At 66.2% G+C, this 16,294-nt stretch carries 17 protein-coding genes; 5 read left to right on the forward strand and 12 right to left on the reverse strand.

Annotated features, from left to right (window positions below):
- Nucleotides 1-172 precede the first annotated feature (172 nt).
- The gene (locus SCD90_RS02995; RefSeq protein WP_319843130.1) at nucleotides 173-1,684 is read left to right on the forward strand and encodes a TadE/TadG family type IV pilus assembly protein; all 1,512 of its coding nucleotides are present in this window, start codon (nucleotides 173-175) and stop codon (nucleotides 1,682-1,684) included.
- Nucleotides 1,685-1,733: 49 nt separating this feature from the next.
- Here SCD90_RS02995 and infC read toward each other — a convergent pair whose 3' ends face one another.
- Complete coding sequence (gene infC / locus SCD90_RS03000; RefSeq protein ID WP_319843235.1) at nucleotides 1,734-2,273, reverse strand: translation initiation factor IF-3; 540 nt, start codon at nucleotides 2,271-2,273, stop codon at nucleotides 1,734-1,736.
- Nucleotides 2,274-2,398: 125 nt separating this feature from the next.
- Between infC and SCD90_RS03005 the strand changes: the two genes are divergently transcribed.
- Nucleotides 2,399-3,190 (forward strand): alpha/beta hydrolase, encoded by a 792-nt coding sequence (locus SCD90_RS03005; protein WP_425265624.1) that lies wholly within the window; start codon nucleotides 2,399-2,401, stop codon nucleotides 3,188-3,190.
- 42 nt (nucleotides 3,191-3,232) lie between these two features.
- On the forward strand, nucleotides 3,233-3,997 hold the full coding sequence (locus SCD90_RS03010; RefSeq protein WP_319843131.1) for a M48 family metallopeptidase: 765 nt from the start codon (nucleotides 3,233-3,235) through the stop codon (nucleotides 3,995-3,997).
- Here SCD90_RS03010 and SCD90_RS03015 read toward each other — a convergent pair.
- The 4 genes from SCD90_RS03015 to SCD90_RS03030 all read right to left on the reverse strand — a co-directional run bounded on the left by SCD90_RS03015 (nucleotide 3,994) and on the right by SCD90_RS03030 (nucleotide 9,819).
- The gene (locus SCD90_RS03015) at nucleotides 3,994-6,282 is read right to left on the reverse strand and encodes a transglycosylase domain-containing protein (protein ID WP_319843132.1); all 2,289 of its coding nucleotides are present in this window, start codon (nucleotides 6,280-6,282) and stop codon (nucleotides 3,994-3,996) included. The two genes, SCD90_RS03010 and SCD90_RS03015, sit on opposite strands and share 4 nt — an antisense overlap.
- Nucleotides 6,283-6,362: 80 nt before the next feature.
- On the reverse strand, nucleotides 6,363-7,592 hold the full coding sequence (locus tag SCD90_RS03020; RefSeq protein WP_319843133.1) for an argininosuccinate synthase: 1,230 nt from the start codon (nucleotides 7,590-7,592) through the stop codon (nucleotides 6,363-6,365).
- Nucleotides 7,593-7,687: 95 nt separating this feature from the next.
- Nucleotides 7,688-8,542 carry a COG3904 family protein gene (locus SCD90_RS03025; protein WP_319843134.1) on the reverse strand — a complete coding sequence of 285 codons (855 nt, stop codon included), beginning with the start codon at nucleotides 8,540-8,542 and terminating at the stop codon, nucleotides 7,688-7,690.
- Nucleotides 8,539-9,819 carry a hypothetical protein gene (locus SCD90_RS03030; protein ID WP_319843135.1) on the reverse strand — a complete coding sequence of 427 codons (1,281 nt, stop codon included), beginning with the start codon at nucleotides 9,817-9,819 and terminating at the stop codon, nucleotides 8,539-8,541. The genes SCD90_RS03025 and SCD90_RS03030 overlap by 4 nt, the downstream gene beginning before the upstream one ends.
- A 165-nt stretch (nucleotides 9,820-9,984) precedes the next feature.
- Here SCD90_RS03030 and SCD90_RS03035 point away from each other — a divergent pair, with 165 nt between their 5' ends.
- Complete coding sequence (locus SCD90_RS03035) at nucleotides 9,985-10,785, forward strand: HesA/MoeB/ThiF family protein (RefSeq protein WP_319843136.1); 801 nt, start codon at nucleotides 9,985-9,987, stop codon at nucleotides 10,783-10,785.
- Here SCD90_RS03035 and SCD90_RS03040 read toward each other — a convergent pair.
- Nucleotides 10,769-11,122, reverse strand: coding sequence for a hypothetical protein (locus tag SCD90_RS03040; protein WP_319843137.1), 354 nt, complete (start codon nucleotides 11,120-11,122; stop codon nucleotides 10,769-10,771). The two genes, SCD90_RS03035 and SCD90_RS03040, sit on opposite strands and share 17 nt — an antisense overlap.
- 82 nt (nucleotides 11,123-11,204) lie before the next feature.
- On the reverse strand, nucleotides 11,205-12,200 hold the full coding sequence (locus SCD90_RS03045) for a 2-hydroxyacid dehydrogenase (RefSeq protein ID WP_319843138.1): 996 nt from the start codon (nucleotides 12,198-12,200) through the stop codon (nucleotides 11,205-11,207).
- Between the two features lie 151 nt (nucleotides 12,201-12,351).
- Here SCD90_RS03045 and SCD90_RS03050 point away from each other — a divergent pair, with 151 nt between their 5' ends.
- Nucleotides 12,352-12,981 carry an SH3 domain-containing protein gene (locus tag SCD90_RS03050; protein ID WP_319843139.1) on the forward strand — a complete coding sequence of 210 codons (630 nt, stop codon included), beginning with the start codon at nucleotides 12,352-12,354 and terminating at the stop codon, nucleotides 12,979-12,981.
- Here the strand turns inward: SCD90_RS03050 and SCD90_RS03055 are convergent.
- The 5 genes from SCD90_RS03055 to SCD90_RS03075 all read right to left on the reverse strand — a co-directional run bounded on the left by SCD90_RS03055 (nucleotide 12,978) and on the right by SCD90_RS03075 (nucleotide 16,287).
- Nucleotides 12,978-13,769, reverse strand: a complete 792-nt coding sequence (locus SCD90_RS03055) for a DUF2243 domain-containing protein (protein WP_319843140.1) — start codon at nucleotides 13,767-13,769, stop codon at nucleotides 12,978-12,980. The two genes, SCD90_RS03050 and SCD90_RS03055, sit on opposite strands and share 4 nt — an antisense overlap.
- A gap of 119 nt (nucleotides 13,770-13,888) precedes the next feature.
- A complete protein-coding gene (irrA, locus tag SCD90_RS03060) occupies nucleotides 13,889-14,383 on the reverse strand; it encodes an iron response transcriptional regulator IrrA (protein WP_319843141.1) in 495 nt (164 codons plus the stop codon).
- Nucleotides 14,384-14,472: 89 nt separating this feature from the next.
- Nucleotides 14,473-15,111, reverse strand: a complete 639-nt coding sequence (locus SCD90_RS03065; protein WP_319843142.1) for a 2,3-bisphosphoglycerate-dependent phosphoglycerate mutase — start codon at nucleotides 15,109-15,111, stop codon at nucleotides 14,473-14,475.
- A gap of 5 nt (nucleotides 15,112-15,116) precedes the next feature.
- A complete protein-coding gene (dapB, locus tag SCD90_RS03070; RefSeq protein ID WP_319843143.1) occupies nucleotides 15,117-15,935 on the reverse strand; it encodes a 4-hydroxy-tetrahydrodipicolinate reductase in 819 nt (272 codons plus the stop codon).
- A 58-nt stretch (nucleotides 15,936-15,993) separates the two neighbouring features.
- Complete coding sequence (locus SCD90_RS03075; protein ID WP_319843144.1) at nucleotides 15,994-16,287, reverse strand: DUF1330 domain-containing protein; 294 nt, start codon at nucleotides 16,285-16,287, stop codon at nucleotides 15,994-15,996.
- Between the last annotated feature and the right edge of the window lie 7 nt (nucleotides 16,288-16,294).

The raw sequence follows: 16,294 nt of genomic DNA on the forward strand, positions 1-16,294 counted from the left end.
CGGGCTTTTAGCTGCGGACGGCCGCAAAGGCAAGGACGAAGACGGGACCGCCACCCGGACGCGCTTCTTTGATCTATTAACCCAAGCGTAAAATTTTCTCCTTTGGGGTGACCATCTGTTGTTCTGTATTCGCTAATCTGACCGGTAGAATTCGGAACGGGTGATACAACCCGTGCTTGCCGAACCTTTGGAGTACGTCAAGATGACCCTGTTAGAGCGTTTTCGGTCCGACGACCGGGGCGTTGCCATGGTTCTGTTCGCTCTGGCCGTGCTGCCGCTCTCCATGGCTGCCGGTGCGGCAGTGGATTACACGCGCGCGGCGCAGGCACGCTCGGCGCTCCAGAGCGAACTGGACTCAGCCGTGCTCAGCGGCGCGGGCCAGGAGAGCGGCCGCGCCGACGCCGCTAAGGCCATGCTGGAATCCTTTGCAACGCCTTCAGGCGTGACGATCACCTCCAAGAGCTTCACCGAGAACGGCGATCGGGTCAGTGGCACCGTACAGGCGGTGGTGCAGACCGCGATGATGCGCATCGTCAATATCGATACTATGGATGTTTCGGTCAGCAGCACGGCCCAACTCCAAACCGATGTGAAGGAGGGAGTGAACGAGCCGGATAAGGTGATCAAGCACGAGACTACGGTGCCGGGAAATCCGGTCTGCATCCTGGTGAAGAATGCGACCGCAGGCCAGGCCCTGCTGATCAATTCTAGTGTGCGGATCACCGCTCCCGGCTGCGAGATGCATGTGCGTTCGACCTCGAACAGCGCCGCAACGCTCAACAATGTCGACAGCGTCAACATGCGCGCGGTCTGCATCAAGGGAAAAGCAAGTCCTTGGAACGGCGTGAAGCCGGCCAGCTTTGTGCAGAATTGCCCGGCGATCGACGACCCTTATGCGGGCACGCTGCCGTCGGTGACGGTAGCGAACAACAATTGCTCAACAAAGAACGGCCAGTCCTACGACGCGAATTCCAGCGGCAAGAACCTGGTGTTGGCCTCGGGTGACTACTGCAACATCAACTTCAATTCCGGCTTCACCAGCATCACGTTGAGCGGAAACTACAAGGGCCTCAACCTTAGCGGAAACGGCACCGCCTACACGCTGAATCCCGGCGTCTACGAGAACGTCAACATTAATAGCGGCCCGTCGGTCGTCACGTTCAATCCGGGCCTGTACATCTGGAAAGGCACGACGAACTGGAATTCCGGCATCAGGTTTGTTGGCAACGGCGTCACGTTCTACTATCCGGATGCCAACTCCTATATCCAGATCAACAGCCAGGCACAGATTGATCTGCGCGCGCCGACAAGCGGCCCCTATAATGGCATCCTGTTCTTCGAAGCTCCCAATCTTTCGTCATCGTCCTTTAGCGTGAACGGCGCCGTCAATCAGCACTTCGAAGGGCTGATCTACTGGCCAAGCCGCCACGTGACCTTCAACGCTCAATCGAATGTGACGGCGGACAAGGTGGCATTGGTCGTGGATAAGCTGACCCTGAACGCCGGCATGAATTGGAAGTTCGAGCCTGCCGCCGGGACGGGCATGACGACCCCGGGTCGCACTGAAACGACCTACGAGACAATCCCGGGCCAGAAGAGCCCTGACATGATAGCCAAGTCGGTGCGCCTCGTTGAGCCTGAAGCCCCCTCGTCCGGGAGCGGCGGCGGAGAGTTCGGGAAGTAATAAAAAAGCGCGCCGGGAGGCGCGCTTTTCCACTTCCGGGACTGCTTGCTCAGCGCGGCGAGAGGATCATCACCATCTGGCGTCCTTCGAGCGAGGGATCGCTCTCGACCTTCGCGATGGGCGCAACCTCGTCACGCACCTTCCAGAGCAGGTTCAGACCAAGGTTTTGATGGGCCATCTCGCGGCCGCGGAAGCGCAGGGTGACCTTCACCTTGTCGCCTTCTTCGAAGAAGCGGCGCATCGCCCTCATCTTCACGTCGTAGTCGTGATCGTCGATGTTCGGACGCATCTTGATCTCTTTGACCTCGACGGTCTTCTGGTTCTTGCGCGCCTCGGCGGCTTTCTTCTGCGCGGAGAACTTGAACTTGCCGTAGTCCAGCAGCTTGCAGACCGGCGGCTGGGAGTTCGGTGCAATCTCCACGAGATCCAGCCCGGCTTCCTCAGCGAGGGTGATCGCATCCGCGATGTTCAACACGCCGCGGTTCTCACCTTCGGCGTCGATCAATTGCACGGACGGAACCCGGATTTCACGGTTGATGCGCGGTCCTTCTTTCTGGACGGGCGCTATGGATCTCATCGGACGGCGAATGGGTGTCTCTCCTAAACTGTTTCGGCAAGCGCGCGCAGCGGCCAAATGGGCCGCAAAGCTGCGCTGGGGAGGATGGGTGATTTTCGCGCGATGTCAACTCGCCACGCGCGTGATTTACATCCCGGATGTGGTGGCGCATCACCGCTTTCGCAACGGAGGAGCCCGTGGAACGCATTGATCATCTTGAGGCCGGAGGCCGCCGGCTCGCCTTTCGCCACCTGCCAGGTAAGGGACCAACCATTGTCTGGCTCGGCGGCTTCCGGTCCGACATGCTGGCCACGAAAGCCGGGCACCTTGTGGAATGGGGCCGGGCGAACGGGCGGTCGGTGCTGCGGTTCGATTATTCCGGCCATGGAGAATCCTCCGGACGTTTCGAGGACGGCACAATCTCCGACTGGCTGGACGATGCACTTGCCGTCATCCGCGCCCATGGCGGCCCGGCGCCGGTTCTCGTCGGCTCGTCCATGGGCGGGTGGATCGCGCTGCTTGCTGCCCGGCGTCTTGCGGCAGAGGGGCACGAACCAGGCGGCCTCGTCCTCATCGCGCCGGCGCCGGACTTCACCGAGACGCTGATGTGGGACCGCTTCTCCGAAGAGGCGAAGCACGCGGTCACGACAGACGGCGTCTACCATTTGCCGTCCGAGTACTCCCCGGAACCGACGCCGATCACCCGCGCGTTGATCGAGGACGGACGTCGGCACCTCCTTTTCGGGGAGTGCTTCCACGTCGGCGCACCTGTACGGGTCCTGCAAGGCATGCAGGACCCCGACGTGCCGTGGCAGCACGCGATGAGGCTGGTCGAGCATCTCGCCCAGGACGACGTCACCGTCACGTTGATCAAGGACGGGGATCACCGGCTCTCGCGGCCGGAGGATCTCTCCCGCATCATCGCTGCCGTGGAGTCCATCGCCGGTTAGCCGCCGGGCTCGAATCGTGAACAAGGCTGGTATTCACGTTCTGTGCTGTTCGACCTCCCCCCATTCCTGCGCCGTCCGGCAGCTCAACCGTCCACCATCCAGGTGATCGTGGACGGCCGGCCGGTGTCCATCGCGGTGCGACGCCACGCCAGCGCGCGCCGGCTCACGCTGCGGGTGCGCATTGCGCGTGGCGATGTGGTGATGACGCTCCCTGCACGCGTCAGCCTCAAGGCGGCGCAGGCATTTGCCGAACGGCAGGTGCCATGGATCGGCGAACGGCTGCGCGGTTTGTCGGGAGCGGTGCCGTTTGCCGACGGCGCGGAGGTACCCGTCCGCGGCGTGATGCACCGGATCGCGCCCGCCGGCACGCGCGCGGTGACGCGGCTGGCAGATCCGGATGATGGCGGCAGTCCCCTGCTGCTGGTGGGCGGATCGCCCGATCATCTGCCTCGCCGCACGCTGGACTTCCTGAAGCGGGAGGCAAAGCGCGATCTCGATGCAGCCGTCGCCCGGCATGCCTTGGCGCTCGGCGTCACCACGGCACGCATCACCATCAAGGACACGCGCAGCCGCTGGGGCTCCTGCTCATCGCAGGGTGCGCTGGCCTTTTCGTGGCGCCTCGTCATGGCGCCGCCCATGGTGCTGGACTACGTGGCCGCGCATGAGGTGGCCCACCGGCGCGAGATGAACCACAGCCCGCGCTTCTGGGCCATCGTCCTCGATCTGTTCCCGCAGACGGACGCCGCCGAGGCCTGGCTGAAAGCACATGGCGCGGGGCTGCACAGGTATGGCACGGCGGAGCTTTAGCCGCCGAACAGGCGCTTGATCAGGTCGATGGGATTGCGGATCGGCGCTTCCTCGCGCTGCGGCGGACGGCCGCCTCCCCACATATTGTCCCGTGCACGGGGCGGAGGCGCATCGGCCAGCACCGCGCGCGGCTCATAGAGCCCGGGCAGCGAGGCCATCGCCATTCCGCGATGGGCCTGAACCATGAACCGGTTCCAGATATCGACCGGCAGCCCACCGCCCGACGCTTTCTTGGTGGGCGAGGAATTATCGTTGCCCAGCCACACCACGGTGACGAGCTGGCCGGTATAGCCGGCGAACCAGGCGTCACGGTAATCCTGGCTCGTTCCGGTCTTGCCGGCTGCCTGCCACCCGCCGAGATCCGCCTTGCGGGCGGTGCCGACGCGCAGGGTCTCGGACATCATCTGGTTCATCATTGCCACATATTGCGGCGCCACCACCTGTCCGAGGCCGGAGCCGCGGCGCTCGTAGAGCACCTTTCCGCCATCGGCCGTGCGCACGCGGCGCACCACATGAGGGATGACGCCCTGCCCGCCATTGGCAAACGGCACATAGGCGCCGGCAAGCTCCAGCGGCGTCACCTCCGAGGTGCCGAGCGCAATGGAGGCATTCGGCTGCAGCGTCGAGGTCATGCCCATGCGCTGGGCGACGGAGACCACATTGGCGGGCCCCGCCTCCACGGCCAGCCGCACGGCGACCGTGTTCAGCGACGTCGCAAGGCCCTGCGTCAGCGTCACGGGTCCATGGTATTTCTTGTCGAAGTTCTCCGGCGCCCATTTGCCTATGCGGATGGGCGCGTCGGCGATGCGGGTGTCCGGCGTCATGCCCTGCTCCACCGCCGTCAGGTAGACGAACGGCTTGAACGCCGATCCCGGCTGGCGATGCGCGGCCACTGCGCGGTTGAACTGGCTCTGCGCATAGGAGCGCCCGCCCACCAGGGCCTTCACGGCGCCCTTGGTGTCGAGCGCGACGAGGGCTCCCTGCGAGACGCCGAGCTTGCCGCCGCTGTCGGCAAGTCCGCCGGACAAGGCCTGCTCAGCCTCCGCCTGAAGTAATGGATCCACGGTGGTGTCGACCACCACGTCCTGCTCGATCTTCCCGACCAGATCGCCGAGCTGGTCCACCACCCAGTCGGCGACATAGCCGGAGGCACCGTCGGAGCGGGCGTTCGCGACCGAGGGCGCGGTGCTCATGGCCTTCTTGGCCTCGGCCGCAGTGACGTAGCCCTGCTCCGCCATGGCCGCCAGGACCACGCGGCTGCGGGCTTCGGCGGCCTCCGGATCGCGCGTCGGGGCAAGCCGCGACGGCGCCTTGACGAGGCCGGCGAGGATCGCGCTCTCCTGCAGGGTCATGAAGGAGGCCGGCTTGCCAAAATAGCGCTGCGAGGCCTGTTCCACGCCATAGGCACCGGAGCCGAAATAGACGCGGTTGAGATAAAGCTCGAGGATCTCGTCCTTGGACAGCCGCGCCTCCAGCCATACGGCCAGGATGGCTTCCTGGATCTTGCGCTCCATGGAGCGCTCAGGCGTCAGGAACAGGTTCTTCGCGAGCTGCTGGGTCAGCGTGGAGCCGCCCTGTACCACGCTTCCCGCCTGCATGTTCACCACGAAGGCGCGCAGCAGGCCAATGGGATCGACGCCATAGTGCGACCGGAAACGCTGGTCCTCGATGGCGATGAAGGCCTGCGGAAGATAAGGCGGCACCTCTTTCAAAGTAACCTTGGAGCCGATCCCATCGCCGCGCATCGCCAGCGTCGAGCCGTCGACGGCCAGCACGGTTACGCTCGGTGCACGCGGCGGAATCTTGAGATCGCCGATGTCCGGTAGCTTGGTCGCCTCATAGGCGACAATGCCGCCGCCGGCGAGCACGGCAAGAACCACCAGCAAGGCGGAAGCCTTGATGAGGAACCCCCAGGGGAACCAGCCCCGGCGTCCGCCGCCGCGCGCCTTGCGGCGCTTGGGCTTTCCTTCCCCGCGCAGCGGGTGCGAGCGCTGCCGGCTTGCCATGTCCTGCCCTGCTCTGTCATCGCCATGCTGGAGCCGTGGCTCCGGCCGGGATGCGGGTTCCTCGCGCACGGCGCGCAGCTGGCCGCTCCGGTCGAAGTCCATCTCCGGACGGGCCTTGCGGGCCCCACGGCCCGGGGCGCCGCCGGCGCGATCGTCGGCAGTGAGGCGGAGGTCCAGCAACTCCTCGGGATGTGCGTCGAAGCTGGGCTCCTTGCGGTCCCGCCCCTTCTTTCCGCGCCCCTCGAACATGCCCACGCCCCTTTCGGGCCCGGCGGCCATGCCGCCGGCTACCTTCTCCAGCCCTGCCTTACGACCTGCACTTTGAACATGGCGGGTTTATGAGGTGTTAACCCTGGGCCTCAGCCCATCTTCCTCTTGCGCGCAGCCAGCGTGCGCAAGCGCAGGGCGTTGAGCTTGATGAAGCCCTCCGCGTCGCGGTGATCGTAGGCCACGGCGCCTTCCTCAAAGGTCACAAGTTCCTTGTCGTAGAGCGAATAGGGCGAGGTGCGGCCCACAACGTCGACATTGCCCTTATAGAGCTTCAGCCGCACCTGGCCGGTCGCGAATTCCTGGCTCTTGTCGACCAGCGCCTGAAGCATCTCGCGCTCGGGCGCGAACCAGAAGCCGTAATAGACCAGCTCGGCATATTTCGGCATCAGGCTCTCCTTGAGGTGGAGAGCTTCGCGGTCGAGCGTGATGCTCTCGATGCCGCGATGGGCCTTGTGCAGGATGGTGCCGCCGGGCGTCTCGTAGACGCCGCGCGACTTCATGCCCACGAAGCGGTTCTCGACGAGATCGAGCCGGCCGATGCCGTTCTCCTTGCCGAGGGCGTTGAGGCGCATCAGCAGGTTGGCAGGCGACAGCGGCTCGCCGTCGATGGCGACCGGATTGCCCTGCTCGAAGTCCACCGTGATGTAGGTGGCCTTGTCGGGCGCATCCTCGGGGCGGATGGTGCGCTGGTAGACCAGCTCCGGCGCCTCGTCCTTGGGGTCTTCCAGCACCTTACCCTCGGAGGAGGAGTGCAGCATGTTGGCATCGACCGAGAACGGCGCCTCGCCGCGCTTGTCCTTTGCGATCGGGATCTGGTTCTGCTCGGCGAATTCCAGCAGGCGGGTGCGCGAGGTCAGGTCCCATTCGCGCCACGGCGCGATGATGGTGATCTCGGGCTCCAGCGCATAATAGGCCAGCTCGAAGCGCACCTGGTCGTTGCCCTTGCCGGTGGCGCCGTGGGCCACGGCATCGGCGCCTGTCTGGCGGGCGATGTCGATCTGCTTCTTGGAGATCAGCGGCCGCGCGATGGAGGTGCCCAGCAGGTACTGGCCCTCATACAGCGCGTTGGCGCGGAAGATGGGGAACACGAAGTCCCGCACGAACTCCTCGCGGAGGTCCTCGATGAAGATGTTCTCCGGCTTGATGCCGAGCAGCTCGGCCTTCTTGCGCGCGGGCTCCAGCTCCTCGCCCTGGCCGAGATCGGCCGTGAAGGTCACGACCTCGCAGCCATATTCCGTCTGCAGCCATTTCAGGATGACGGAGGTGTCGAGGCCGCCGGAATAGGCGAGAACCACCTTCTTGGGCGTCTTCTTGGTCATGGCGGGGGGTCCGTGCGCAGGGGGTCGATTTCGCGCGCACCTTAGTCAGGCCGCGCCCGCACGCAAGCCCGGCTTTTCAGCACCCCGCGGGGTCCTCAAGCCTTCGGCTGCTTCGCCGCCGCCACGGGCGCTGCCGGAAGCACGTCACCGGTCGCCAGCTTCAGGTCCAGCATCTCCTTCGGGGTGAAGTAGAACAGCTCCTCGCGCGGCGTCTCCATGGCATGGATCCAGACGCGGGCGTCCACGCCCATGTCGACCAGATGGCGCTGGCACTCGGCTGAGACGCGCTGCGCCTGCGCCATGCCGGTATCGGCCTGCGCGCCGTCCTGCTGGGAGATTGCGAACACCTGATGCACGCCGATGGAGGCGCCTTTCTCCGCTATCCGCGATGAGCCGCCGGCGAAGACCAGCGGACAGGACGAGGCGCAGTGTCCCGCTTTTTCCACCAGGGTGGTCAGCCCGCGCTCGCGGATCAGCTTGCCCATGGCCAGCGCATCCTGCACGGATCCGCCGGGCGAATTCAGCACCACCGTCTTCACGTAATCGCCGCGCTTGCCGATCTCGTCGGCGAAGCGCGCGGATGTTCCGGGCGTGATGGAGCCCGTTGCGACAAGCCGCCCGCCTGCCATCAACTCCACGGTCATCGGCTGCTGAAGACGCGCATCCATCGGGCTGCCGCGCCGCTTCTCGTCGCCTGGCGCAACTTTGGGCCGGATGGACGGCAGGAAAGGCTCCACCTTCGGCGCTTCGCCCGGCAGAAGGCTCGGCTCGGCTGCGCGGGCCATCTCTTCGGTGCTGCGCTGAAAGAGGTCCCAGCCGAGCACACCGATGGTGACGGCGATGAGGGTGCGGAACAGGAAGCGAAGCACCGTCTCGTCCGGGCGCTCGCCGAAGATTCGCCGGACGAAGGTCGGCTCGGCCGCTCCAGGCGCCGGGTCTACGGCGCTCATTCCTTCTTGCCGCCCCGGGCATGTGCGAGCGCCGTCACATTAGCGTCCGCAGGCACAGCCGCGGCTTCCGCTAAGGCCACGTCATGAGCGGCAACCGCCACGCCAAGCCGTTCGCCCTCCACCTCGCGCAGCAGGCGCATGGCGTTGATGAGATCCGCCGCCGTCATGGTCTCGGCGCGGGCGGGCTCCTCCTCCCGCCTGATGGCGGCCTCGACCACGCACAGGATCAGCACCAGCACCGCCGGCAGAAGATCGATGGAGATGGCCCCGGCCCAACTTGGCAGGAAATCGCCGGCATAGCGCAGCACGGCCTCGGCCGTGGACAACGGCTGGAACCGCTGGGGCTGGACCTCGCCGCTTTCGAGGGTGCGGTCCGCAGCCTGCGACAAGGCGCTGGCCTGCGCCGCCACGGCGCGTTCCACGCTGGTGACGACCTCGCTCTGCCGGCCTGCGATCTCCGCCGTGCGTCCATCCGCGGCAGGCGCGATGAAGCCGGTCGCAAGATCGGCGGCAGCCCGCTTCACCGCCGGGCCCATCGAGGTCTGCTGCAGGGAGGCGATGGTGCCGACAAGTTTCAGCGCCTCGACGCCGAAGGCATCGCTGCGGGTCTTGATGTCCCCCGTGCCCGAGACCTGCTCGCGCATGCGGGCAATGCTAGCGCTGCCCTCGGCGTAGAGGGTCCGCGTGCGTTCCGTGCTTGCCGTGACCTCCCGGCCCAAATCGTCGAGCTGGCTCGCCATCTGGCTGAGCAGTTGGACGATGGTGCCGGAGCCGGCGCTTCCCGTCAGTGCGCCCGTGCGTTCGGCATCGGCGAGGCGGGCGAAGCGGGTGGAGGCCAACTGGATGTCCGGCAGCAGGCTCTGCGCGGCAAGTGCGCGATTGTTGGCTTCGTCGAGATTGCGCGTGTAGCCCTGCAGTGTCACCGCGAGGTGCTGCTCGATGGCCGCCGAGCCCGCAAGCGCCGCCGCGTTGAGCCATGACGACATGGCCACGATCATCACGCAGCCCAGCACCATCGCAAGGCCAAGATAGACGCGGCTCGCGATGTCCCGCACATGGGGCAGGAAGCGCATCAGCACCGACCAGAATGCGTAGATCGCGATCGACACGGCGGTGGAATAGATCAGCGCGGCGAAGAAGGTGATGACCGCCGATCCGTCGAGCAGGTCCCGCACGCCGAGATAGGTATAGACGCCCGATGCAAGGGCCAGCACGCCTAGCGTGATGCGCATGGTCATGTCGAGACCGGAGACGCCGGCGCGCAGGGATGACTTCATCGGGTTCTGCCAGTGGGGAGGACGGCTCCAAGATAAGGGGCCGGCGGCATTCTGCAATTGTTCTCCCCCCGCTGCCCGTCACGCCTGCGTGACGGTCTGGCGCCTTGCCGCTTGGCACCGGGCAGCGGACATCCGATATGAGGCTCCCGCCGCACCGGAACCGCCATGCCGCTCAGCCCCGACGACCTCGAACGCTATTCCCGCCACATCCTGTTGCGGGAGATCGGCGGCCCGGGTCAGCAGAAGCTGCAGAACGCGCGCGTCTTGCTGATCGGCGCCGGCGGACTCGGCAGCCCGGCTTTGCTTTATCTGGCGGCGGCGGGCGTCGGCACGCTCGGCGTCGTGGACGACGACACCGTGTCCCTGTCCAACCTCCAGCGCCAGATCGCCCATGGCACGAGCGACACCGGGCGCCCGAAGGTGGAGAGTGCGGCAGAGGCGGTGCGCCACATCAATCCCGGAGTGCAGGTGGTGCCGCACAATCACCGGCTGACCCCCGACAATGCGGAAGCCCTGATCGCCAGCTATGATGTGGTGCTCGACGGCTCGGATAATTTCGGCACGCGCTACCTGGCGTCCGATGCCGCATTCCGCGCGGGGCGGCCGCTGGTCATGGGCTGGCTCGGCACCATGGACGGCGCGCTGACCACGCTGCGCCCGCATGAGAACGGCCCGTCCGGCGCGCCGAACCCGACCTATCGCTGCCTGTTCCCGGAACCGCCGCCCGAGGGTGCGATCCCCGCCTGCGCGGAAGCCGGCGTCCTCGGCGCGCTAGCTGGCATCATCGGCTCCATGATGGCGCTCGAGGCGATCCGCCAGATCGTCGGCTTCGGCGAGGACCTCACCGGCCGCCTGCTGATGGTGGACGCCCGTTCGTGGCGCTTCGAGACGCTCGGCTATGGATGGGATCCCGAGAACCCGCTCAACGGCGAGGTCTCGGAGGCCCCGATCATCGCGTCCAGGTGAAGGGCTGGCCGGACTGCTTCACGGCCATCAGCTTGCCGTCGTTCTGCTTGAGCACGAGGTAGCAGCTTTCGCGCTTGGCCTCGCCGAGCTTCATGCAGAACCCGTCATCGGAGAGCCGCCACACCCCTTCCGTCACCCGGCCGGCAGAGGTCTTGCGGGTTAGCTTGCCGCCTTCGGCGAAGGCCATTTCGGACGTGCGGCCTTTGGCATCCGCGCTGGTAATCGGCTTGCCATCGAACATCGTGCGCCCGAGGTCCTGCGGCGGCACGAGTTCCACGGCCAGTGCAGGCATCGACAATGCGGCCAGCAGCGCGGCGGCCAGGATCTGCGTCTTCATGTTCCCCTCCCAAGGCATGTGGCGGAAGCCTAGCGCAGAGAGAACATAACGGGAACACAGAAAAAGCGCGGTTTCGGAAAGCCTACATCATGCTCGGCAGCACGCGGTCCGGCGGGCGGTGATTGTCCAGGAACGTGCGGATGTTGACGATCACCTTCTCGCCCATGTCCACGCGGCTCTCGATGGTGGCCGAGCCCATATGCGGCATCAGCAGCACCCGCCCCTTGCGGGCAAGCGCAATCCAGCGTGGATCAACCTCCGGCTCATGCTCGAACACATCGAGCGCCGCGCCGCCGAACAGGCCTGCCTCCATCATCTCGATCAAGGCCGCCTCGTCGATCACTTCACCGCGCGCGATGTTCACCAGATAAGCGTCGGGCTTCATCAGCTTGAGGCGACGGGCGGACAGCAGGTGGAAGGTGCCGGGCGTGTGCGGGCAATGGACGGAGAGGATGTCCACGCGCGCCAGCATCTGGTCGAGGCTTTCCCAGTAGGTTGCTCCGAGCGCCTCCTCGATACGGCCCGCCACGGGCTTGCGGTTGTGGTAGTGGACGCCAAGCCCGAAGGCGCGCGCGCGGCGCGCGACCGCCTGCCCGATGCGCCCCATGCCGAGAATGCCGAGTTGCTTGCCGCCGAGGCGCCGGCCAAGCATCCATGTGGGCGACCACCCCTTCCATTCGAGGCCATCGGGAAGGATGCGCATGCCTTCGGCCAGCCGGCGCGGTCCGGCCAGGATCATGGCCATGGTCATGTCCGCGGTGTCTTCGGTCAGCACGCCGGGCGTATTGGTGACCAGAATGCCGCGTCTGGTGGCGGCGGCCATGTCGATATGGTCCACGCCATTGCCGAAATTCGCGATCATGCGCAGTGACGGTCCGGCGCCTTCGATGAGACCGGCATCGACGCGGTCGGTCACCGTCGGCACCAGCACGGTCGCCTCCGACATCACCGCTGCCAGATCCTCGCGCGTCATCGGTTCGTCCGTGCCGTTGAAGCGCACGTGGAACAGCGCACGCATCCGGTCTTCCACCATGGCGGGAAGCCGGCGCGTCACGACGATCAGTGGCGTTTCACTCATATGCGGGCGGCAATCCGGGTCGCGTGGTTAGGACTTCGTCAACGGCACCTGTCCTATGGTCTGTACCGCTGCGTCGGAAGACCCGATGCGCGCGGAGTTTCCCTCAGCAGGTCTTCGAAAACAACCGCTTCAGGCATTGGCAGGAACAGGGATGGCAGGTCGCTCCTTCAAGGTACGCGCGCTCGTTCGGATCGCAGGCGTTCTGGTGCTCGGCATGGTGGCTGCCGGCGCGGGGATGATGCTGCTGGGCGGCAGTTCCAGCACAGGCGGCCCGGCGCAGGCCGGCACGTCCGCATCGGGCTCCGCTGCGGCAAAAGCCCTGCCGGCGGGAGGCGCGGTTGCCACCGGTCCGGTTAGCGGCATGCCCATTCCCCGCTTCGTCAGCCTGAAGTCAGACAAGGTGAATGTGCGGCGCGGGCCGGCTAACGACCACGACGTGCAGTGGGTCTTCACGCGGGCCAGCCTGCCGGTCGAGATCACGGCCGAATGGGACAACTGGCGCCGCATCCGCGACGCCGACGGCGCGGAAGGCTGGGTCTTCCACAGCCTGCTGTCAGGTCGCCGCACGGCGCTCATTGCACCCTGGTCCAAGGAAGAGGCGCTGCCGCTTTACCGCCGTGGCGACAAGACCTCGGCCGTCGTCGCCCGCCTTCAGCCCAAGGTGCTGGCGACTGTGAAGGAGTGCGACGGCTCCTGGTGCCGCATCGAGGGTCAGGGCTTCGACGGATGGATGGAGCAGGAAGTCCTGTGGGGCGCCTATCCCAACGAGCACTTCGACTAGGCTGACCGGCCTCGCATCCAGGACAGGCAGCCCGCCGAGAACAGCGGGCTGGCGACGAACATCGCTCCATGCCTGTAGAGCCCGAGGCCACTGCGGCCCGGGCCGACATCGAACACCCAGACATCGCCCCGGCTGTCCGACCAGACCACCCGCGCGTCCAGAGCGGCGGCAGCGGCAAAGACGGCCGAGTGGTCCAGATCCGGCCTGAAGACCGCGACAACCTGCGAAGCGCCCGCCGGGGGCCGCGCCGCCAGCAGCCCTGCGCAGATCAAGACCGCCACGGCCAGTGCGGCGAATGCGCGGCCATGCCCGCCACCCCCGCCCCGGCGTTGCAGCCACCGGGCAAGCGCCAGCGGTGCAAGGCCGAAGACGACGAGCCAGATGAGATCCCAGGCGAGCGGGTTGTCCGTGTCCATTCGTATGCGATGGATGCCGAGAATCCAGTGCGACAGCACGGCATCGACCACGTGCCACAGCCCGAAGCCGATCAGCATATGCGCGATGAGGGCCCGGTCGGCCCCCCGGCCGTCCAGGCCGCTGCGGGCCTGCCACAGCAACCAGAGCCCAACCGCCGTGATCAGGTACATGACCGCGTGGAACAGGCCGTCGGCCATGACCTGACCGCGCAGGCCGAGCCCGCTTTCGGTTTCCAGCGAGGACAGCAGATGGTGCCATTGCAGGATCTGGTGCAGCAGGATGCCATCGAAGAAGCCACCCAGACCGAAGCCCAGCAGCACTCCCGACGCCACGAAGCCGCGGCTCGACTTTGCGCTGATGTCCTGTTGCATGATCGCGCCCCTCCCCTGGAAGAACGGCGACGGGGGCAGGCGCGTTTCGCCCGGTAGCGCACGCGCAAAGAAAAAGGGGCCTTGCGGCCCCTCATCCAAATCCGATCAGCGGACGATGCCTAGCTGTTGCGGCCCTTGCGGCGCAGCCGGACCACCACGTCGACGCGGGCGATTTCCATGCCTTCGGGCGCTTCCGGAAGTCCGTCGAGCGTGATGTGCGCGCCGGGGATGTCCATCAGCTGGTTCTCGCCCTCCACCAGGAAGTGGTGGTGGTCGGAGACATTGGTGTCGAAATACGTCTTCGCACCGTCAACCGCGACTTCGCGCAGAAGACCCGCTTCGGTGAACTGGTGCAGCGTGTTGTAGACGGTCGCCAGCGAGACCGGCACACGGGCGCGCATGGCTTCCTCGTGCAGGATTTCCGCCGTCACGTGCCGGTCGCCCTTTGCGTAGAGCAGGCGGCCGAGCGCAATGCGCTGGCGGGTCGGACGCAGGCTCACGCCACGCAGCAGGGCTCCGACATCGCGGGCAACGCACGCGCTGGGCCGCAATCCGCAATCCAGCGGCCGCGTCGAGGAAGCGGTCGTGCCGCCCAGAGCCGTATCGTCGGCCATCGTCTCCCATCCGTCATGACGTGAAATAGCGCCCGCGAGGGGCAGCCGTTATCGTGTGTATACCAAAGGGGGCCGGTCCCCTGCAAGCCTCAGTGTGGAGACGGATCGCCGCCGCCGAGATCGTGCCACTCGGTCACGCGCGCGTCCGCGCCAAGATGGTAGACGAGCGGCGCGCCGGTCTGCAGCTGACGCTCGACGATGGTGTCCGGGTCGTGGTTCTCCAGAACCATGATGAGGGCGCGCAGCGAGTTTCCGTGCGCGGAGACGATGACGCGCTTGCCGCTCAGGACCTGCGGCAGGATGTTCTGCACGTAATAGGTCAGCGCGCGGGCCAGCGTGTCGCGCAGGCTCTCGCCTCCGGGAGGCGCCACGGCGTAGGACCGGCGCCAGGTGTGCACCTGATTGATGCCGAACTTGGCCGCTGCATCGTCCTTGTTAAGTCCGACGAGCTCGCCGTAATCCCGCTCGTTCAACGCGCGGTCGCGGATCACCGTGAGATCCTGCTGGCCCATCTCCTCGAGCATGAGGTCCAGCGTTCGATAGGCGCGGATCAGGGTGGAGGTGAAGGCCATGTCGAATTCGAGGCCGGCCTCCTTGAGCTTGCGGCCGGCGTCACGCGCTTCCTCCACGCCCTTCGGCGTCAGGTTGACGTCGCGCCAGCCGGTGAAGAGGTTCCTGAGGTTCCATTCGCTCTGGCCGTGCCGGACGAGGACGAGGGTGCGATCCATGTGTTTCACCTCACGGGGTCGGCAAGGCCGAGGACATCGGTCATTGAATATTGGCCCGGATTGCGGCCGCGCGCCCACAGGGCTGCGTGCACCGCGCCTCGCGCGAAGATGGCTCGGTCGCCCGCCGCGTGGGAGAGGACGATGCGCTCGCCTTCCCCTGCGAGGATCACGGAATGTTCGCCGATGACGGAGCCGCCGCGCAGCGTCGCGAAGCCGATGCTTCCGGGCACCCGCGCTCCTGTGTGTCCATCGCGGCTGCGAACCGACACATCGCCCAGTGCGACCTCCCGGCCTTCGGCGGCCGCTTCGCCAAGAAGCAGGGCCGTGCCGGACGGCGCGTCCACTTTGTGGCGGTGGTGCATTTCCAGAATCTCGAGATCGAAGCCGGGCAGCGCGGTCGCTGCCTGACGGACAAGAGCCGCCAGCAGGTTGACGCCAAGGCTCATATTGCCTGAGCGCACGACAACAGCGTGACGCGCCGCGGCCTGGATACGGGCCAGATCGGCGTCGGCGAAACCTGTCGTTCCGATGACATGGACAAGGCGCGCCTGCGCCGCCAGGGCCACGAACTCCACGCTTGCGGCGGGCGAGGTAAAATCCAGCACACCCTGCGCGGAGGCAAAGAGCGGAAGCGGATCGTCCGTGACGTTGACGCCGCACGGCGCCAGTCCGGAAAGGGTGCCGGCGTCCTGCCCGAGCAACGGGCTGCCCTCGCGCTCGATGGCACCCGCAAGCGTGCAGTCGGCGTTGTCCAGCACGGCGCGCATGAGCTCCCGGCCCATCCGTCCGCCCGCTCCCACTACAACCAGTCGCATGCCGCTCATCGCCCAGCCCCAGGTCCCGCGTGTAGCCGCTCGATCCTTGCCAAGGGGTGAAGGCCCGTCAGGCGCCGGTGCCTTCGATGACGATGAACTCGGCCTCGCAATGGCCATCGCGGAAGCCTTTGGCTTCCTGATATTGCGGGGAGTTCCAGCAATCGAGCGCCGCCTGGAAGCTCGGAAATTCGACAATGACATTACGCGCGCGTGCCGTGCCCTGCACCGCCTCGAATCGCCCGCCGCGCGTCAGGTAACGCCCGCCGAAGGCCTCTATGGCTCCAGGGCTACGCGCGGCGTAGTCCTTGAAGGCTTCAGCATCCGACACGTCGAGCCGTGCGATCCAGTATCCCTTGGCCATCGCTTCC

Origin of the sequence: Terrihabitans rhizophilus (genome assembly GCF_033898525.1) — a bacterium.
Lineage (GTDB): Bacteria > Pseudomonadota > Alphaproteobacteria > Rhizobiales > Methylopilaceae > Flaviflagellibacter > Flaviflagellibacter rhizophilus.